Here is an 18531-nt window from a genome sequence, read left to right as displayed (position 1 = left end):
GATCAGGATGATAGCGCGCCGTTGGTTTGAGCTATGTTCTACCATGCCGGCATTCTAGAGGACCTACCAGCCGGTATAGTTGATTCCTGTGCTGGCGAGATGTTCTTGGAGGGTTTGCGTATAGGCCGCGACGCCCTTCGCATTCGGGTGCATGGAGGTACGGCTCGCGCACCTAATGCCATCGGTGAGGCAACCGTTGAACGTGTCACCGAAGTCCCCCTCTCCGGTCTGGGTAAAGTTGACCGGAATTATCCATGGATCGGCATCGCAAGCACCATGCAAGCCGAACTTTGATATGGGATTAGCAAAGGAAACTTCCTTGCCGGCTGCACTTAGGCCCGCTGCCATGGATGCCTCCTGGGCCGCCATGAAATCAGAGAGCCGGTTCAGCATCTCCTTTTCCGTTCCGCTGAAGTTTATCGTAGAACTGCAAGGTTGTGCCGGGCCGGGATTTCCGTCAAAGATCCTCGGGTATCCCATGAGGACGATCTTGGCCTTCTTGCCGCGAGTGGACGAGTCGTTCTGAACAGCGTCGCTAATGCGTTCGAGTGTGTCTTTGCCGTTGTAGGGAACGGGACCCTTACCATCGAGGTCGTACAAGTAATTGTTCACGGAGCCGGTGATCTTCTCTTGGAGTTCCTGCTCGTAAGCGTTGCCCTGGCAGTCCCACAGGTAGCACTTCTCCACTACTTTTGGGAACCCTGCATCGTTCCCAGTGATGGACAACGTCACAAGTGAGGTGTTCTCGTCGAGGTATCCGGCGTCGAGCTGACTGATCTCACGGAATCTGCCGTCCGCATTGTCGCGGTAGTCGCTCCACTGCAGCTTGGTCGTTTGATGGGGAGGTGCTGTCCGCCTCATGCTTATTGTTGTTGCGCCAGAGCAGGCGAGGAAGTGGAAGTCGAGGTTGGGGTCGAAGCTGTCAGCCAGTTCTCCGATGGTCTTAGTCTGGCCAGGCAGGACGGTCTTCCTGATCCAGGAGTCGTCGCTGCGGCGGCAGGCGTTCCACGTCGCCGACTTGTAGCCGAGGTCGGTTTCATGGGCGTAGTTCCCCACCCCTTCTCCGGAGGAGTAGGAGTCACCCATGGCCACCACGAAGTGTTTGGGCTTGGCTTGCAGGGGTTGGATGGCGATAGCGTCCCAGGTGACAGCGGCGGTGCCGTCGCCTTCCTCGTTCAGAGTGGTGAGACTGACAGAGGGCGTGCCGTCGAATTTGAAGACGCCCAGGCTCCGCCATTGGTTACTCTGGGTCAACTGTGACAGATGTCGGGTTTCGGTCTTTCCGCTGCCAAGGTTCACCGTGTAGGGAGCCTGTTGTGTTTGTGCACGGCGCTCCGGGTTGTGGACGATCACGCGGGCCCAACCGTGGATCTCGCGGTCGAGAGTCCAGGTGCCAGTCACCTGCATGACTGCCCCGTTCTGGTTGGGGCGGCGCGTGTAGGCAAACCACTGATGCCCGCCATACCCGTTGCCAAGCTGCTGGAAGTCAGCCCTGGCGGGCACACGCCCTGCTGAGTCGCGACCGAACTTCCATGTGAGCGTTCCTGCGGTCGTCACAGTTGTGGATTTGCACGATCCGATCTGCGGAGGGACTGAATTGGACTCCGGCACGTCGTCGATTACCAGAGAACCCGACGGTAGCCCCGAGGTTAGGCAAGGGCGCCAGTAGTCCTGGGGCTCCTCGCGCTCGTGGCTAGCGTAGTAAGGGTCGTCATACCGGAATGTCCCCTCCACTCCGCATGCAGATGGGCAGGTCTTCCATGCCATGGGCAGGTGCCACCAGCAGTGGAAGTCGGGCCGCTGGCAAGTACCAGCTTCGGAGGAGGAAGTGCCGGGCGTGCAGCCGTTGTCGGTGGTGCAGAACGCGTTGACGTCCACCGTAATGAGGGTGCCATTCCTGCTGATCGGAACGATCGCTGAGCGGAAGTCGTCGGTGGCCCATCCGGCTTGGTTGTAGCCTGCCTGTTCCTTCCACGTCTTAGATGCCGCGTCCCAGTAGGTCTTGACGATCGGCCAGGCGGCCCAGCCCAGTACCTTTTCCTGGTACGGCCAGTACTGAGGGGTGGCTGCGTCGGCGTAGGTGTTGTGGTCCAGGAAGGGGTGGCGGCCCGGCTTCCACAGTCCACTGGAGGGATTGTTCGTCCAGCCCAGCCCCCAGGTGTCGGCGCCGTTGGGTCCGCCCATGTCGGACTTTAGGTGGTAGCCACTGTTGTAGGCCCAAGCCGCGAAGTACCAGCTCTCGATCTTGGACGGGTCACCACCACTGGCCAGCACCGTGCCGCCAGAGTCATCCCAGATCTGGTTCCACTTCTGGGTCAGCGTTCGAAGACCGGCCGCGATATTGGTGAGGTAGTCCACTGCCACGGCCCTTTGTGTGTTGGCCGGCCAAGCCGTCTCCCCCGGCCGCTCGTGTCCCGCCAGACGCATCCCGTCAGTCTGTTGTGAGAGGCCATAGCCGCAGTCTGCCTTGGAGAAGTCGATGGCCCAGTCGTTGCTGGGGTCTTTGTCGTAGACGTCGACACCATAGTAGTTACCGATCAGGGGGTTGCCTGTCTCTCCCTCCATGACGTTGCGCTGTGCCTGCCACAGGTTCGACTCCTGGGCCAAGATTCCTAGCATGATGTTGGTGGGCACCCGGCCACCGCCACGCAGGTCTTCGGCGGGGAATAGCGCCTGCGGGGACCAGGCCGGAAGGTTCGAACCCTTCCAGTTAGCGGGCCGGGTCAATGTGAGCCGTTTGAGCACAAGCTGGTCGACCGCCCATTCCACCTGTCGCCAATGCGGCTGATAGACCTGAATTTTCGGATCGTTGCGAGGCACAGCGCAGGTGTAGCCGGTATCCACCGTACTGTCCCCAGCCGCGGTCAGGCCGGAGGCTCCCTTCTGGGTGGCGAATGCCTTCAGCAATTGCTGGTTCGGGATGCTGCCTGTGTGTCCTCGCGGCGTTACCAGCTCATGCGGCGCCACCTCGAATGACAGATCGGCCCCTGTGGCTGCGACACGGGCAGAGATATCCAGGTCCTCCGGCTCAGCAGCATCACCGCTAACACCGCGGATGCTCTTGTCTCGCGGATCGCCTGGCTCCCCTGGCTTCAACCCGTGCCGGCTGGCGCTGCGCACTACCATCTCGCCGCCTGTCGAGATCTGGCCTTCGGGGCGGGCGTTGATCCGGGTCATCCCGGTCGGCAGCGCAGTCACCTTGACGTTCTCATCGCCTAACAGGAACAGCTGTCCGCCGAGGCCCGACTGCACGCCTAGGCCACCAAGCGGACCCTTGGCCACGGTACGCGGCTTGCTGTGCGGGCCGTCGAGGTAGCTGACGGTGACCTGGCCCTCAACCTGCTCGGCGTAGGCCACGCCGCCGGAGGCATCCACGCGGATATCGAAAGGCAGGGAACCTGTGCGCGCCAAAATGCGACGCTTGCCGGTGCCCGAGATGGCGACCAGGCCATTTCCCGAGGCCGCCACGATCTCCTCGCCATAAGGCACCGCCGAAGTGAGCTGGCCCGATTGCACCACGGTTCGGGTGACCTTCTTGTCCTTCGCGTCAATCATCAGCAGGCGGCTGGAGGTATGCCCTTCCACTGCTGCCTGCGTCAGCACAGCCTTCTCACCCGCACCGCAGCCGGGGTTGAAGTAGGCCATACTCACCTGGTCATAGAGCTTCGTCACCTGGCCTGTCTTCACATCGACGACCGCCGCGAAGGCTCCGCGCGCGAACAGCTCGGCACGGTTAGTGAAATGCCTAGGCGCGTAGATCGCTATGGCGCTGTCGCCGTCGCCGGTTAGGCACGCGTTGCCTACCCATTGATCCGTGTCCATTCCAGGCTCGGATAACGTCGTGAGCGTCCGCCATTGGTAACCGTTTCGTGCTTCTGCGATCAGTATGTGGAAACCAGTGGAGTCTCCAGTTGCGGCATATGCCACATCCTCTGACGACTCCCATCCGCTTGGTAAGACCTGCTGACGGCGAGCTGCGGGCACGTTTGAAGGATGTGTGTCCTTCGGCTTTCCCGTAGACGGTATAGGAGTCCGCCGGTCAGATGGAGCGTCATGGGACGTCACCTCACGAGTGGCGCTAGATCCATCTAGTACAGCAGCGGCTGCGCCATTGCCAGGGATAGTGATGGATGTGACGAGAACCGCAAGCGCTGCTCTCGTCAATGACGTGCGTAACCATGAGGTTTTGGGCACACATACTCCAAACACTGCAGAACATCAGCGCGCAGGCGACACTGCTGGCTTCAAGGACCTTGCTGGGGCGACGGTGGTGATGACCTGATGCTTCAAACCATGCTGGAGATGCATATGAAATGTCATGGACGCTCCAGATGGATTCTTGTGGAAGGCATATCCCTAGACGATGTGTCACGTAAGCGTATCGACAGCTCTGTCTGACTCTGCCTGTTTATGTGTACCTGGCGTTCTCGCGGGCGTCAAGATCAGGGAAGGGGGTGAGTCTGTAGCGGATGAAGCTGCACGGGAAAGTTGCGATGAGGCCACTCGTGCTTCTTGGTGCGCGAACGTGGCGGAGAGTGGGTTTCCGGATACATCCAGGCGGCGCGTTCTTCATCGCCCCGGATAGCGTTATCCGTCAGTTACGGAACGTGCTTCCCCAACTGCAAGTAATGCCAGCATCTAACTGCATAGATAGCGCTATCCGAGACTGGGAGGCCAGGTCATGGGCGAGGCGCTGCGAGGTTGAGCGCAAGCATGCTATGTGACCTAGATCACAACAACGGCGCTTGTCTTATTAGAGTCAAAGTTGGATTATCAAGCAGTCTAGCTCGGGTCGACTGACTACCCGCGAGTTAAGACGCTGCCTCTGTAGGCCCTGATCGTGCTTCTTGCGACGTCCCCTCTCGCGCCGCTGTCGGCGCATTTTCCCTGTACTCCCACGCCACTGAGTCGTGGAAGAAAGGACGGCCCCCTCCCTGCAACACTTCCAGATATGTTCACACTCGAAAGGATTCGGAGTGAGCGGAGCCATTACTAGATTCCCTGCACGTCTCTTACTTATCGTCGGGTCGGCCGTATCTGCACTGGCCGCCATCACCCTGATAGCATCCCCGGCCGCCCAGGCCGACGACCGGGTACAGTGGCAGAATCGGGGAAATAGTAGCTACTTAGAGATCTGGCTGTCTTCAACGAGCGCTGGTGGCGAGGTCATCGTATGGCCGAGCGATCCTGCTTCCTGGAATCAGCGCTGGTATGAATACACTGCGAGTAGCGGTTACTACTATTACCAGAACGCTAACAGCGGCATGGCGATGTACGGGCAGAGCGGCTGCTACTACGGCATTATTCAAAATACCTATGGCGGTGGCACGAGAGGGCAGTGGCGCACTCCCTACTACGGCGGCAACGACGGGGTCGGGCGCTGGCAGATCATCAACAAGGCAGGCTGCAACAACGACCCCTACTGGGATGCCCTTTCTTGGGGGGTAATTTCCGCCGACAGCGACGCACGAGTCTATCTAGGGCACTCGGGCATCGAGCCCGACGACGGTGGCTGCCAGATGACGAGTAACAGCTCTATAATCGCAGAAAAGTGCGCCTGGAATGGGTGGCTTTGGTAGCGCCCCGGAGAAACGGAGAACCGGCATTGACTGAAAGGTCACGCGTCAAGGGGTGGTTAGGTGTCGCGGCTACGGCCGGTGGCACCGTCCTACTGATCACCGGCATAACATTCCTATCGGCACAACCCCAGGTTGGCGGGGCAGAGCGGCAAGGCGTTGCCGTCCCCGCGCAAGCTAGTGCAGCCACAAGCACACCCACGCCGAACGTTAGCATCACGCCTGGGGCCAGCACCACGCCAACTCCGGCACAGACTGGTGTCCCACCCACGTCCGACCCCGCGAATGAGCCGCCTCTCGGCGAGATTCCCGTCATCGGCAAGGGGCAGCGTGTCCCCATGCCGCTGGACACCTTTATGACGTCGATGAACGACATCGCTCTCATCGCCAAGGCGCGGAGCTTCGCGGCCAGGGACTGTATGCATAGTCTCGGCTTCAAACAATGGACGGCCGACACCGTGCCCATGGCGACTACAAATACCTTCAAGGAACTGGATCTGGTCGACTATCCAGATCCGGCGACAGCTGCCGAATCTGGCTACCCTGGCATCACCCCACGTCAGCCGCTGCAATTCGACCGGAAGCCAGCCGCGAGATCGACTCCCACCAGACCAGATCGAGAGGGTATCGAGGTCTTGATGGGCAGGGTTGCCAAGACGAAGTCTGGTCTTGCCGTCCCATCTGGAGGCTGCCTGGAGGCTGGCGACCGGAAGATCCGATCCGCCGATGCGGAAACAGCACCCGAAGAGCTGGCGGTGGACCCGCGCGCATTGGCGGCCGACGCAAAGTTCTCCGCTTTGCGCGATAGTCGCATGCAGTCGGCGAATGCCGCGTGGAGCTCCTGCATGGAGCAAAAGGGTCTGAGGTATGCGGACCCAAGAGCGGCCCGCAGTGATCCGCGCTGGGCTGGACGCAAGTCCGAAGAGCCGGCCAGCGAGGAGGAGAAGCGCGCGGCCGAAGCCGACGCAACATGCAAGCAAGCAGTCAACCTCTTCGGCATATACAAGGCGCTCGAAGCCGCATACCAGAAGGTGCAAGTTGGCAAGCACGCTTCGGCGCTCGTCGACTCAACTCGTGTCTTCAAGAGCTGGGTCGAGAACGCGCAACGCATCGTTGCCAAGGGCTGACAAGTTCAGTGCGCTGACCGGCCCTCGCCTGTGGAGTGCCGTCGATGAGCTGACGCTTGGTCCACTGCGACGTGCGGCCCGGGCTCTTGGGCGTCCTCTTCACTAAGCGCTACGAGGTCTCCGGATACGAGGTTTCTCTTCCTGGGTAACCTCCTACCGGAGACCTCTCTGCATGCGCAGCTACGATGCGCCTGGCGATCACGTACTTCACTGCACCCTGAAGGCTGTCAAGACTAGGTCCAAGGTACTAACCTGCGCATTCTTGATGGCGCCTCGTTGGTCAGCCAGCTCGCTGGTATTCATTGATCAGCCCGCCGAGGACTTGGCGGCGCTCGATCCAGCCCACCGGTAGCGGGATCACGTCGGAGTCATCGGTGGGGACTCGAAGCCCGAGAGAGCGGTGCGGCCGGTACCGATTGTAGTGATCGACATATTCGTCCAGCACGGTACGAAGGTGCCGCTCGCTGAAGATCAGCAGCCTATCGGTGCACTCCGTGCGCGCCGTCTGTACCCATCGCTCGGCGAACGCGTTCGCGCGAGGCGCCCGAGGCGGGATCTCCAGCACCTGAATGTCTTCGCCGGTGAACACCTCATCGAAGCTGTAGGTGAACTTCGTGTCCCGATCCCGAATCAGAAACCGGAAGGTGTCGGCCCGGTGGTCCAGATTGACAAGAAGGTTACGGGCCTGCTGGGTAACCCATGCGCCATCAGGGTGGGCGGTCACGCCGAGCACGTGCACGAATCGGGTGCCGACCTCCATCACGAAGAAGACGTACAGCCGGCGCAGCATGACCGTGTGCCGCTCGAATATTGAGTTACGTGGTCTGAGCTGTGGTTACCCATCGCGGTGGTATTCGTTGATCGCGCCACTGACGATGGGGAGGCGGATGGAGCGCAGGTGGTCATTCGAACGGCCACGGGCTGGCTGCGTTGTCAACCGGATCACTGGGGCGCTTCCTCGATGAGGAACGGTTCGCCTCATCTCAGGGGCTCTGCCAAATTTCCGAGGGGTCTTGGTGATGGCCAGGGTAGGGTACGAGCGGCGTACCGTTCGCCGGCCGTCAGCTTGCCGACGCCATCTCGAAGGCGGCGAGGCAGCGTGGCCGCCTTCGCGGGAGCACGTGCCGAGCACAGGGACCAGGATCTATGTGGCGTGACGGCGGGCTGTGGGTACAAGCTTGATGATGTGGGTGACCCACGGTGATCAAATCGGGTATCCACCGTGCTCGGTGCGTGCTCGTACGCCCCGTCACTCGCCGTCAGGGCCCGGCACCGCTTGACACGCAATGTGCGCGCAGGGGGCATAAACTGCCATCAAGCGGCACCGCGCGGCCTCTAATCCGACGGTCGCAGGTTCGAATCCTGCAGGGCGCGCTTCTCCACCTGCGGAAACTCCAGCCGCGGCCGCCTGCTGCGGCGGCATGGGGCAAATGTGAGGCAATCCTGAGTCAGCTGCCGAGTGGTCGGCGCAGTGCGGACGCGGCGGTCAGCACCAGCCGGGCCGTCTCTCGGGCAGCCTCGTGGGCCATCTCGGGCAGCATCGAGACATAGGTGTCAGCGGTCAGCACGATGCTGGCATGCCCCAGCATCGCCTGCACCACCTTCAGATGGGTGCGCGCGGCCAGCGCTAGCGTGGCGGCGCCATGGCGCAGGTCGTGCAGATGGATCGGTGGCAGCCCGGAGGCGGCTACCAGCCGTCGGAACCGGCCGGTGAGGTAGTTCGGCCGCAGCGGCGCACCCTCGGCGGTGGTGAACACGTACCCCGAGTCCTGCCAGCGCGTGCCTGCCCTTGCGCTCAGCTTCTCTTGCCGCTGGCGGTGCCGCATCAGTACCCGTACGGTTTCCGCGTCCAGAGCCACCACCCGGCAGCTGGCGGCGCTCTTCGGCGGCCCGACCACGACCTGGCCGTCGGCGTGCACGCGCTGCTGCGCCACCGTCAGCTCGGCACCTTGCAGGTCCACGTCCGTCCAGCGCAGCCCGGCCAGCTCACCGCGGCGCAGGCCGCGCAGCGCGGCCAGCCACCAGGCGGCGTACAGGTGGTCCTGCGCGAACCGCGGGCTCTGCTGGCGGCGACGAGCCCGAGTTTCGCTGCGGCGTTGCGTCGAATGCCCGCGGTCACACGTCGCAGAGCCATACCCTTCGGCTAACCCAGCCAAGCAGAAAGGAATCTCGACGTGACCGAGGCCGCTGAAAGGCCGGACGAGGGGGAAGACCTCCCGGCGTATCCGCCTCTGGCGGATGCGGTGGTTGACACGCTCGACCTGCTGGAAGCCATCGGGGCCAGCGGCAATCGCTGGCATCATGTTCCAACTGGCTTCGAGGACCTCGACATGCTCCTCGGGGGCCTGCGTCCAGGACATCTCGTGGTCGTTGCCTCACGGCCTTCGATTGGTAGCACGACCCTGCTGCTTGACTTCTGCCGCGCCGCTACCAGGCAAAAGCAGGGCGCCTACCTTGTCAGCTATGAGCTGCCTCAAGAAGAGATCACCATGAGACTGCTTTCATCAGAGGCTCGCGTATCACTACACCGTCTCCGCTCGGGCCTGTTGAGTGATGACGATTGGACACGCCTGGCTGCGGCGATGGAAAGGGTCGCAGGCGTGCCATTACATTTGTCAACGCCGTCTGCCTGGACAATGGCTGAGCTACAGGAGAACGTGCGGAAGGTTCACGGCGATCACACCGTCGAACTTGTGGTGGTGGACGGCTTGCAGTACGTACGCCCCGACGTACCGGGCGACACGCGCGAGCGCGAAGTCACGCAGATCGGTTACGAGCTCAAGGCGCTGGCGCGGGAGCTGAGACTACCTGTAGTGGTGTCGGCCCAGCTCAACCGGCTCGTGGAGCAGCGGTTGGACAAGCGCCCGAACGTCCATACCGACCTGCGGGACTCAGATGCGATCGCGCATATCGCCGACACGGTGATCTTGCTCCATCGAGAGGACGCATACGAGCGGGAGTCGCCCAGGGCTGGCGAGATGGACCTGATTGTGGCGAAGAACCGGCAGGGGCCGATCGGCACGGTCACGTTGGCGGCTCAGTTTCATTACGCCCGGCTGGTGGAGTTCGCCCGCGAGTGATTGCGCTGCTCGGGTGTTGGGGTATCCCAGCGGCGTCCGTTTGTATGTTGGAATTGTGATGTACCGTGCCCTTGCGGTAATGGTCATTCGACTCGGTGAAGCGGTGCAATTGGGGCATGACGAGCAGGCACCCCCGTGTACCAGCGCGCGCAGTCATCGCCGCAGCGGCAGCGGCCAAAGCTCGCCGCGCCGCTGCGCCTCCTCACGAGCCTGAGCAGGCTCCACCGCCACCAGTCGCTGAGCCGCTCCCGCCGCACCGATGGGGGCGCCGATTACTCTGGATCCTCCCCATCCTGGGCGTGATCGCGGCCACCACCGGGGCGGCCGTGGTCCTGCCCATTCCAGACTGGGGCCGATGGACACTCGCTGGCATTGCTCTGGCTGGAGCTTCCTGCCTAGCCATTGCCTTTCTGCTCGGCCCTGCGGCCCGCCGCCTGGCAGGCGAGAGCGCTCCCCTCACCTCGGCCGAGCGGCAGGAGATGACCGCCACCGAGCGCGTCGAGGCGATCAATGCCGCGCGCCACACCCTCATTCAGGCGGCTACCGGCCTAGTCGTCATCGGCGGCATCGTCTTCACCGCCCAGGGCCTGTGGTACACCGCCCAGACCCTCGACACCGCACGCCAAGCCCAGCTCACCACCGAACAAGGCCAGATCACGGACCGCTATACCAACGCTGTCGGACAACTCGCCTCCCGCACAGTGGATGTCCGGCTCGGCGGCATCTATGCCCTCGAACGCCTCGCTAAGGACTCCACCCGCGACCACCAAACCATCTACGACGTCCTGGCCGCCTTCGTCCGCGAACACGACCCCACACCCACGGCGAAGCCACCAGCGACACCGGCCACCGACATCCAAGCCGTGCTGACTGTCATCGGGCGTAGAAACACCCAAGAGGACACCAGCCAGATCGACCTGCAGGGAATTCGCATCCCCGGCGCGAGGCTGACAAGTGCGAACCTGACGTGGACGATGCTGCTCGACGCGAGCCTGACCGACGCGAGCATGAGTGGCGTGATCCTGACCGACGCGGACCTGGGTCGCGCGGACCTGACCGGCGCGAACCTAATCAACGCGACCCTGACCAGCGTGGACCTGTTTGGCGCGGATTTGAGCCGCGCGGACCTGAGCGGCGCGGACCTGACCGACGCGGGGTTGACCGTCGCGACTCTGACCCACACGGACCTGGTCGCCACGACCCTGACCGGCGCAAAACTGACCGGCGCAAAACTGATCGACGCGAACCTGACCGGCGCGAACCTGCGTGGTGCGGACCTGACTGACGCGGACCTGGCCGGCGCGAACCTGACCAAGGCGGACCTGCGCGGCATCATCGGCATGACGGAACAAGACATACGACGCCAGGCCCGAGTCGATTCAACCACCCGATTCTAATGCCGTCTTCAGCGAGCTCCTGGGGGCCAACGAGCAGCGTGATCAAACAGCCAGGCGGACTTTCGTGGTCGCCTCGCTAGACCTGTCGTTGTCCACGCTGACGCACGTTTAGGTCCGGTCTGGTGGAACGATATCGGACGTCTCCTAGGCCTTCGGAAGCGACTACAGCGCTTCTGACGTGCAGGTCCGTCAAGGTCAACAAACTGCCCCCTAAGGGCGTGGCGTCCGACGCGTGGATCTACACCGGCGACGATATCCGCAATCAGCTGCGGCAGTGTTGACCGGTTGCCGGGAAACGGGGTCGCGGGAAGGATCTCCTGATCGGCGGGGTGACGCATGCCGTCCTTCGCCCGTTCGTGCACAGCGGCGCTGGTATGGGCGCTGGCCTCCTGCCTCTCGCCTGACGCCGCCCCGGTCGGAAGCGCGACGGCCGGTGGTCCCGTCGCGACCGTGTCCCGGTCGATCCGGCCGGTGAAGAGCGCCGGAGCGCCGGGCGAGAGTCCGTCGCCTATGGCGGTCTCGTCGTGATCGGCGCGCCGGGAGAGCGGCTGACAGGCGTGGTCTACCCGCTTAGGAAGGGCGCGGTTGTCCAGCGGATTACCCAGGACACGCACGGCGTGCCGGGCAAGTCGCAGGACGCCGACCAGTGGCTGATGGGCCTGCCCGCCGGGTATGTCACCGGCGTTTCCGGCCTGTCGCGTACCGCCCAGATATACGCCCTGGGCAACGGAGTCGTCTCGCAGTAGGGTGCCGTCGGCGTCCGGCAACTCACTGAGTATCCAGGCTGGGCAGGGGATCTGGCGAAGCGTTCGAAGGTTGGAGCACGTGTCGAGCACGGCGACCGGCCTCTGTACGTTGTGCCAGCATGTTCTTTGGTGTGCACCCATGGCGTGGCGTCGCTGCGATTATCGCGTTAGGGTGTCTACCGTGCTCGGTGCGTGCTCGTACGCCCCGTCATGCGCCGTCAGGATCCGGCATCGCCTGGCACGCGATGTGCGCGGAGGCGGCATGAACTACCATCAAACGGTATCGCGCGACACTAAAAGATCTACCTTCTAATCCGACGGTCGCAGGTTCGAATCCTGCAGGGCGCGCAACCAGGACCAGGCAATCTGCGGGTTGACCTGGTCTTTTGCATGATCGGAGGTTTTGGCTCGTAGGCAGGGTGAGGCGGCCGAAAGCAGCCCTGTGCCACTGGTCGCGGAACATACGCGGAATGCTCGCAGGCCCGTTTTCCCAGGTGGGCACAGTGGTTTCGGGCCCCGGAAACGGCGAAAGGACCCCGAGATGTCCCGGGGTCCTGCCGTGGTTGTAGGTCATGCTGCGAGCGCATCCAAGATCCGGCCGTTGGCGACGTCCCGTTGGCCGTCGATGCACTTGGCGTAGACGCGCAGCATCACGTCCACGCCATGTCCCGCCCGTTCGGCTGCTTCTGGCGCGTGCACGCCCGCGTTGAGCCAGAGCGAGACGGCCGCGTGCCGAAGGTCGTACGGCCTGCCCGCCAGGGGAGACGCGGCTTGATCGGGCGTTAGGGCGTACGTCCGAGCCTCCTGCCAGACCTTCGCGTACGCAGACCCGGAGATCACGCCGCCCGTGCGAGTGCGAAACAGCCGGCCGTCCGCTCCGACCCCGAACGTCGCGATGTGCTGGCGGAGGATGGCCACCAGTTCGGGTGGGACGGGAACGGTGCGGGTCTGCTTCACATCCCGGTGCTTCAGACCGCGTTCGTCGTGGGCCTGCCCGGAGTCGGTGAACCGCTTGTTGCTCTGTGGCCTGGTCTTCTCCAGCGTCAGCAGACCCCAGCCCTTCGCTGGGAGGTGGCAGTCCTTCTGCCGCAGTCCGGCCGCCTCAGCAGGGCGTAGACCGCCGAAGTACATGCAGGCGAACATCGCGGCCAGCATCGGCCCGCGTGACCGTCCCACGTAGGTCACCGCGGTGAGCAGTTCGCGGGCTTGCTGCGGGTTGACGACCGAGCGCCGGTCAACCTCGCCGCTCACCTTGGCCTTGCGGAACTTGACCTTGTGGAGGGGATTTGCCGAAAGCTCCTCCAGCTCCACGGCGTATTCGAGTACGTGGTGGAAGACGGCCCGTTTGCGGCGGTAGGTCGAGGTTGCCGCGGCCTTGCCGTCCAGGCACAGAGCCAGGGCTTCCAAGGCTGTACGCGCGTGCTTGGTCTCTTCCAGAGCACTCAGCGGGAACGATGCACTCTCCAGCCAGCGCAAGGCCCGCGCGATCTCCGGTGTCGGAGTCGGCCTGCGGTCTTCGGGCAGGAACGAGTACCCGCGCAGTGCCCGCCGGATGACCTCGTCGGATGGCCGGCCGGGAGCATCGCCGACGAGGACACGGGTCAGGGTGGCGAGTGTGTCGGTCATACCCTCACGGGACTTGGCCGCAGCGTGGGGCCACCAGGCGTGTACGTAGGCGACGGCGAAGGAGTACCAGGTGCGAGCGTCCTTGGCCTTGACCATCGATGTCGGAAGGCCGGTCTCCACATCGAACGCTTCACCCTTCTTGGCCGCCTGGCGGAGGTCGGACAGGAAACTCTCGGCCAGGCCCTTGGTCTTGAAGGTCGAGGACTTCTCACGGTTGCCGACCGTCCAGCGGACGGTGTGGGAGACGATCCGGGGCTTCTTGTCCTTGCCGTCCGATCTGGTGTTGGTGCGGATGTCCCAGAACTTGACCTTGTAGGAGGTGGTCATGCGGCGCTCCTGAGGGATTCGAGCCAGGCTTCGAGGTCGCTGCGGTAGATGCGGAGTTCGCCGTTGGGCAGGCGGATGCCTTCGGGGGCTTTGCCGATCTCGCGCCAGCGGTAGAAGGTGCGGCGGGAGACTCCGCCGAGCTCGGTGAGGACCTGGCGGACGGTGAGGAGTTCGTCGTGCTTGGTCATGCGGCCTTCCCCATGTCTTCGGTTGCCGAAAGGTCTTGTCCTGCTGCTCTGGCTTCCAGGTCTCGGAGGTGGGCTCGCCATCGTTGGCGTTCGGCCACGCTGCGCAGGAGGCGTATGGCGAGTGGTGGCACGTTGGCGTCTCCGGCCGGGACGGGTCGCCAGACGTAGCGGTGTGGGTCGGTGGGGTCGTCGGCCTGGCCGAGGGCTTCGAGGACCCAGGTGCGGCGGTCCTGCTTGTGCTCGGCGAGGGTCTTGTTGGACCACTTGCGGGAGACGAGGATGCGGCGTCCGGCGTAGCCGAGGTGTTCGGGCTTGTGGGCCTTGGAGCGGCACCGGCCGGGGGCCATCCCAGCCTTGGCGTTCTTGGGCTGGACGCCATAGCGCAGCCAGTTCGGGCAGGTCGGCGAGCAGGGTTCGTAGCGCAGGGCATCGACCATGCGGGCGGCATGCTCGCGCTGGGCCTGGCCACCGTCGAGGCTGTCGCCGATGGACTTGGTCAGGTACTTGGACAGATACCGGATGCACTGGTCAGCGTCCGGCGTACCGGCGAGAACACCTTGCACGTCCACCTGGTCACCGAAGCACAGAACGTGGAGGGGTTCGGCGTCCTCGTCGAGTGCATCGAGGGCTTCGTCCCAGGTGGGTAGCACTTCGCCGGTTGCAGGGTCGAGGTAGCCGGCCTCCTCGTCCCAAACGGGCAGGTGGTCACCGTCGAAGCGCACTTCGTCGGCTTGTGGCCACCAGACCTGGTGGTAGGTGGCGGCGATGATCTGCTTGATCTCCGTGCGTGGGAGCGTGCCACGGATGGCCATGTGCAGGTGCGGAGCGAGCCGCTTCTGAGGCTCCACGGAGGCGAAGTACTGCACGTCATAGCCCGCGACTCGGCGGAGGTTCTGCACAAAGCGATCCACGAGCTTGGAGAAGTGCAGCGCGTCCCGAGCGGCGCGCCGGTAGTCGTAGGTGCCGGGGTCGATCGGGACGCCGTCGCGGACCTTGCCGTAGCTGGACAGGGTGAGCGTGACGAACAGGGACGGCCGGTAGGTCTTGCCGTCTCCGCTGGTGAAGGTGCGTCCGAGGGTGGTGTTGGTCATCTTGCGCTTGGGCAGGTCGGGTGCGTCCTGTCGCCGGCGGGTTGATCGGGTGCGCTTGGGCGCCGCGGATCCGGTGACCTTGCCGCGCATGCCAGCGGCGTTGATTTCGTCATCGAGGCCGGACAGAATGGCGTCCGGGTCGGTGGTGTCGTCGCCGGCCTCTTCGGCGGCATCCCGCTTGGCCTGCATGTCGGCGCGGAACTCCACCAGCCAGCGCTGTTCCTCCTTCGGCTCGTCGGGTGTGATCGTGGGTTCGCTGTCGAGGTGCCAGCCCTCGCGGCATTGGGCCATGCGGAGCTGCCGGTTGCGCTTGGCGCACGGCGGGCACTTGCTGTCGAGGACGGCCCCGCACGGAACGTCGATGATCTCGGACTTGCCGGTGACGATGTCGAGCCGCCGCAGCGGGATGGGACGGATGCAGACCCCGTGTTGCTTGGCGACCTCTACGAGAACATCCCGGGCCATCGGCATGGCCTGGCGGACGGCCCGGGGCAGTGCGCGGTCGTGCGGATGAGTCACGCGGTCCTCCCTTCGTCGGGGGTCTCGGTCATCACGGCGCAGAGCCGGTAGCGCTCGGCGGAGGGGGAGGCGTGGACGTGGGGCTGGTAGAGCTCGAAGACCCGCATGTGGGGCAGATCACGGGCGGTCAGCAGGACCAGGAGCGGGCGGCCGGCGACCCGGCTGATCTCGTCGGCGGTGCCGTGGAAGCAGATCTTCACGCCGCCTCCCCGCGCGGGGCGTAGGCGTCGACCATGGCGCGGATGTCGTGATCGGAGACGTAGGCGGCGCGGACCCGGACGGGTTCCGGGCTGGTTTCCAGCCGGACGTAGCCGATGCCCGCGCCCAGATCCGGGACGGATGATATGTGGTCGGCCAGGGCGCCCCGGTCGCGTGCGCCGTCGCCCAGGACCATGTCCACCTGTTCGGACTCATCCAGCCGGAGCGCGATCTTGTCGGGGAATAGGTTGCGGATGTTCATGACTTCCTTGCGCGGGTCCTGGAGCGCGGCCAGGACGCCGACGCCGACCGCACGGCCTTGGGTGGTCAGGGTGGCCAGTGCAGCGGAGATGCGTTGCCGGAGTTGCCGGTCGGATTGGTAGGCGGTCAGGAACGCCACCTCATCGACGATGACCAGGACGAACGGGTCATCGATGGTGGGGGTGTGGGAGCGCTGGAGTCCGGCAAAGCGGGCCGCTCGTTTCTGCATGACGGACACGGCCTCGTCCAGCAGGTCGGCGCACTCCTCGGGCGTGGCCGCGTACCGATCACCGAACAAGGCGCGGCCATAAGACAGCTCCATGAGCTTGGGATCCAGCGCCCACAACTCGACCAGGCCCGCGCCGGCGGCAGGGAGTAGGAAACGGATGACGGACCAGATGATCGACCCCTTGCCGGCCCCGGTCGCCCCCGCGACGAGGACATGGGTGCCATGCACCTTGAGCCGCCACGGCCGCCCATTCTCGCCCTTGCCGATCTCGACCGGCCCCACCGTCGGCTCGTCCGGGATGGCGAGCGCCGGCAGGGGAGAGGCGAGTGGGTCGCTGCGCGGGAAGGTCAGCGTCAGCCGTCCAGCATGGGACAGGGCCACGCGGCACGACGTCGCGCCGAAGCCTTGGGCCAGGTGGTCGGTGCGATCGGCCCAGTCCTTGACCGCCTGGCCCTTGAGCATGCGCACGGTGACCACGTCGGCCCACGAGGTACAGGTGACCTTGCCCAGCCGCGGGAGGTAGTCACGGCCCCGAAGGTGACGGCCGAGACCGGAGACGATCATGACGGGTTGCCAGTGTCGCCGGTAGATCCAGACGAGCCGCCACCAGGCCAGCAGCCGGTAGCCGACGAGACGGGCGAACGACGACCGGTCGAGGAACGCCCACAAGGCCAGGGCCATGACGACGGTCCCGGACAGGGACGCTGCCAACGGCCAGCCGTAGAAGTACCAGACGGCACCAATGGCCACCGGGATGGCGGTCGCGATGGGGTGACGCCAGATCGTACGGACGAGCCTGGCCAGCATGCGACTGATGAGGATGACGATGGTGAGGATGGCGGGAGTCTTGACGACGGCCGGTCGGAAGACGACGGCCGTGTCGGGCGTGGTGGAGACGAGGTTGCGCGCCTCGTCGCCAGGCAGCCGCTTGAACATAAGCTGGGAACCTCTCGTGATGTGGAGTCAGGGGAGAACCGAGGGGCCGCCGGAAGTTGCCGCTTCCAGCGGCCCCGCCTTACGTGTCAGGCCACCGGGTCGGTGGAGTCCTCGGCCGACTGTTCGGCGTGCAACTGCTCGCACTCGGCCAGGTAGCGAGCAGCGGCGTTGAAGATCTCGCGGGCGATGTTCAGGTCGGCGTCGGTGACCGGCCCGGCCCCGGTGGTGGAGATGTGCACGTTCGCCTCGTGGGAGTGGAGCTCCAGGTACGGGCGCGGGCTACTGAGCAGGAGCCCAGCGCGAACCCTGAGGTCGGGCGTGTGGAAGGAGACGCCGACGTACGGTGTGGACTTCGGTTCCATGGACAGCGTGACGTGGGTGTACGGGCTGAGAGTCATGCCGCGACCCCCTTGCCGTCGGGCAGGCCGTAGAAGCTGCGCTCGACGGAGCGGGCGAAGCGGTGGGCCGCGTGGGCGAGCTGGCGCGCGAACTCCAGATCCTCCACCGTCACCGGTCCGCTGGTGGTGACCAGGACAGAGGTAGCGCCGAAGTCGAGCGCCAGGACGGGCTCACGGCGGGCGAACGGGTGGTTCATGGTGCGGGCGGCGTGCCCGGTGGTCAGCCGGATCACGCTGTTGCGCGGGGTACGGCGTCGGGTCATCAGGCGGCTTCCTTTCCGGCCGAAGCCTTGGTCTGGGCGGTCTGGCGGGGTGCGTGCATCTCGCGGACCTTGATCGAGTACGCGAGACGTCCGGCGGCGTTGACGTACGGAGTGATCGTGATGCCGTTGAACTCGACCGGCGTGAACGGCAGCCCCGGCATCGGCTGCGGGGGCACCGGCTGAACCGGCGCGAGGATCTTGACCGCGACCGTCTTCTGAGCGGGCTTCAGAGTCGGGTCACCATCCATGACCGCGACCTGCCAGACCAGCTCTTGGGTCTGCTTGTCGCGGGCCTGCACGAACCGGCCGCCGGCGGAGGCGTCGAAGTCCTTGACGGGCTCGACCTCGCCGACGATGTAGCAGCCGTGCGGAAAGACCATGGTGTAGCTGACGGGGATGGGTCCCTGGATTGCCATGTGGTTCCTCTCGATAGCGGTGGAGAGCCCTTCGTTCGCTCGTCCACTTGTCCGCATAAGTTGAGAGTAGGCTGTGGCCACTCGTCCGCACAAGTGGTTGAGCCGGAGTGGCGCGGTAAGAATTACCTCACCTTGTAGACATCCTCAAGCTCA

The 18531-nt window shown here is 64.3% G+C and carries 16 protein-coding genes; 5 read left to right on the top strand and 11 right to left on the bottom strand.

Annotation, left to right across the window (positions count from 1 at the left end):
* Nucleotides 1–63: 63 nt before the first annotated feature.
* Nucleotides 64–3984, bottom strand: a complete 3921-nt coding sequence (locus AB0C33_RS15195; RefSeq protein WP_358287639.1) for an SGNH/GDSL hydrolase family protein — start codon at nucleotides 3982–3984, stop codon at nucleotides 64–66.
* A gap of 992 nt (nucleotides 3985–4976) precedes the next feature.
* Between AB0C33_RS15195 and AB0C33_RS15190 the strand changes: the two genes are divergently transcribed.
* Nucleotides 4977–5579, top strand: a complete 603-nt coding sequence (locus AB0C33_RS15190) for a hypothetical protein (RefSeq protein ID WP_358287637.1) — start codon at nucleotides 4977–4979, stop codon at nucleotides 5577–5579.
* A gap of 335 nt (nucleotides 5580–5914) precedes the next feature.
* Nucleotides 5915–6703 (top strand): hypothetical protein, encoded by a 789-nt coding sequence (locus AB0C33_RS15185; RefSeq protein ID WP_358287634.1) that lies wholly within the window; start codon nucleotides 5915–5917, stop codon nucleotides 6701–6703.
* Nucleotides 6704–6983: 280 nt separating this feature from the next.
* On the opposite strand, the gene AB0C33_RS15180 is transcribed toward AB0C33_RS15185, so the two are convergent.
* Both AB0C33_RS15180 and AB0C33_RS15175 read right to left on the bottom strand, forming a co-directional pair.
* The gene (locus tag AB0C33_RS15180) at nucleotides 6984–7493 is read right to left on the bottom strand and encodes an integrase core domain-containing protein (RefSeq protein ID WP_358287631.1); all 510 of its coding nucleotides are present in this window, start codon (nucleotides 7491–7493) and stop codon (nucleotides 6984–6986) included.
* A gap of 658 nt (nucleotides 7494–8151) precedes the next feature.
* Complete coding sequence (locus AB0C33_RS15175; protein ID WP_358287628.1) at nucleotides 8152–8859, bottom strand: site-specific integrase; 708 nt, start codon at nucleotides 8857–8859, stop codon at nucleotides 8152–8154.
* Nucleotides 8860–8877: 18 nt separating this feature from the next.
* Here AB0C33_RS15175 and AB0C33_RS15170 point away from each other — a divergent pair, with 18 nt between their 5' ends.
* From AB0C33_RS15170 to AB0C33_RS15160, 3 genes are all read left to right on the top strand, one after another.
* The gene (locus AB0C33_RS15170; RefSeq protein WP_358287626.1) at nucleotides 8878–9783 is read left to right on the top strand and encodes a DnaB-like helicase C-terminal domain-containing protein; all 906 of its coding nucleotides are present in this window, start codon (nucleotides 8878–8880) and stop codon (nucleotides 9781–9783) included.
* A gap of 299 nt (nucleotides 9784–10082) precedes the next feature.
* The gene (locus AB0C33_RS15165; RefSeq protein WP_358287625.1) at nucleotides 10083–11180 is read left to right on the top strand and encodes a pentapeptide repeat-containing protein; all 1098 of its coding nucleotides are present in this window, start codon (nucleotides 10083–10085) and stop codon (nucleotides 11178–11180) included.
* 524 nt (nucleotides 11181–11704) lie between these two features.
* Entirely contained in the window at nucleotides 11705–11926 is a 222-nt protein-coding gene (locus AB0C33_RS15160) for a hypothetical protein (RefSeq protein ID WP_358287622.1), read from the top strand.
* 570 nt (nucleotides 11927–12496) lie between these two features.
* Here the strand turns inward: AB0C33_RS15160 and AB0C33_RS15155 are convergent.
* From AB0C33_RS15155 to AB0C33_RS15120, 8 genes are all read right to left on the bottom strand, one after another.
* Nucleotides 12497–13879 carry a tyrosine-type recombinase/integrase gene (locus tag AB0C33_RS15155; RefSeq protein WP_358287619.1) on the bottom strand — a complete coding sequence of 461 codons (1383 nt, stop codon included), beginning with the start codon at nucleotides 13877–13879 and terminating at the stop codon, nucleotides 12497–12499.
* A complete protein-coding gene (locus AB0C33_RS15150; protein ID WP_358287616.1) occupies nucleotides 13876–14067 on the bottom strand; it encodes a helix-turn-helix domain-containing protein in 192 nt (63 codons plus the stop codon). The genes AB0C33_RS15155 and AB0C33_RS15150 overlap by 4 nt, the downstream gene beginning before the upstream one ends.
* Nucleotides 14064–15629, bottom strand: coding sequence for a replication initiator (locus AB0C33_RS15145; protein ID WP_358289044.1), 1566 nt, complete (start codon nucleotides 15627–15629; stop codon nucleotides 14064–14066). The genes AB0C33_RS15150 and AB0C33_RS15145 overlap by 4 nt, the downstream gene beginning before the upstream one ends.
* Before the next feature lie 44 nt (nucleotides 15630–15673).
* Nucleotides 15674–15877 carry a hypothetical protein gene (locus tag AB0C33_RS15140; protein WP_358287613.1) on the bottom strand — a complete coding sequence of 68 codons (204 nt, stop codon included), beginning with the start codon at nucleotides 15875–15877 and terminating at the stop codon, nucleotides 15674–15676.
* A complete protein-coding gene (locus AB0C33_RS15135) occupies nucleotides 15874–17172 on the bottom strand; it encodes an FtsK/SpoIIIE domain-containing protein (RefSeq protein WP_358287611.1) in 1299 nt (432 codons plus the stop codon). Before AB0C33_RS15135 ends, AB0C33_RS15140 begins: the two co-directional genes overlap by 4 nt.
* 215 nt (nucleotides 17173–17387) lie before the next feature.
* Nucleotides 17388–17699, bottom strand: coding sequence for a hypothetical protein (locus tag AB0C33_RS15130; protein ID WP_358287608.1), 312 nt, complete (start codon nucleotides 17697–17699; stop codon nucleotides 17388–17390).
* Complete coding sequence (locus AB0C33_RS15125) at nucleotides 17696–17962, bottom strand: hypothetical protein (protein ID WP_358287605.1); 267 nt, start codon at nucleotides 17960–17962, stop codon at nucleotides 17696–17698. The genes AB0C33_RS15130 and AB0C33_RS15125 overlap by 4 nt, the downstream gene beginning before the upstream one ends.
* Nucleotides 17962–18378: a plasmid replication, integration and excision activator gene (locus AB0C33_RS15120; RefSeq protein ID WP_358287602.1), complete on the bottom strand. Its 417-nt coding sequence runs from the start codon at nucleotides 18376–18378 to the stop codon at nucleotides 17962–17964. Before AB0C33_RS15120 ends, AB0C33_RS15125 begins: the two co-directional genes overlap by 1 nt.
* Nucleotides 18379–18531 lie beyond the last annotated feature (153 nt).

Origin of the sequence: Nonomuraea sp. NPDC048881 (genome assembly GCF_040649795.1) — a bacterium.
GTDB lineage: Bacteria > Actinomycetota > Actinomycetes > Streptosporangiales > Streptosporangiaceae > Nonomuraea.
Note: the sequence above shows the minus strand (reverse complement) of the source record. Positions and strands in the feature narration are given on the sequence as shown.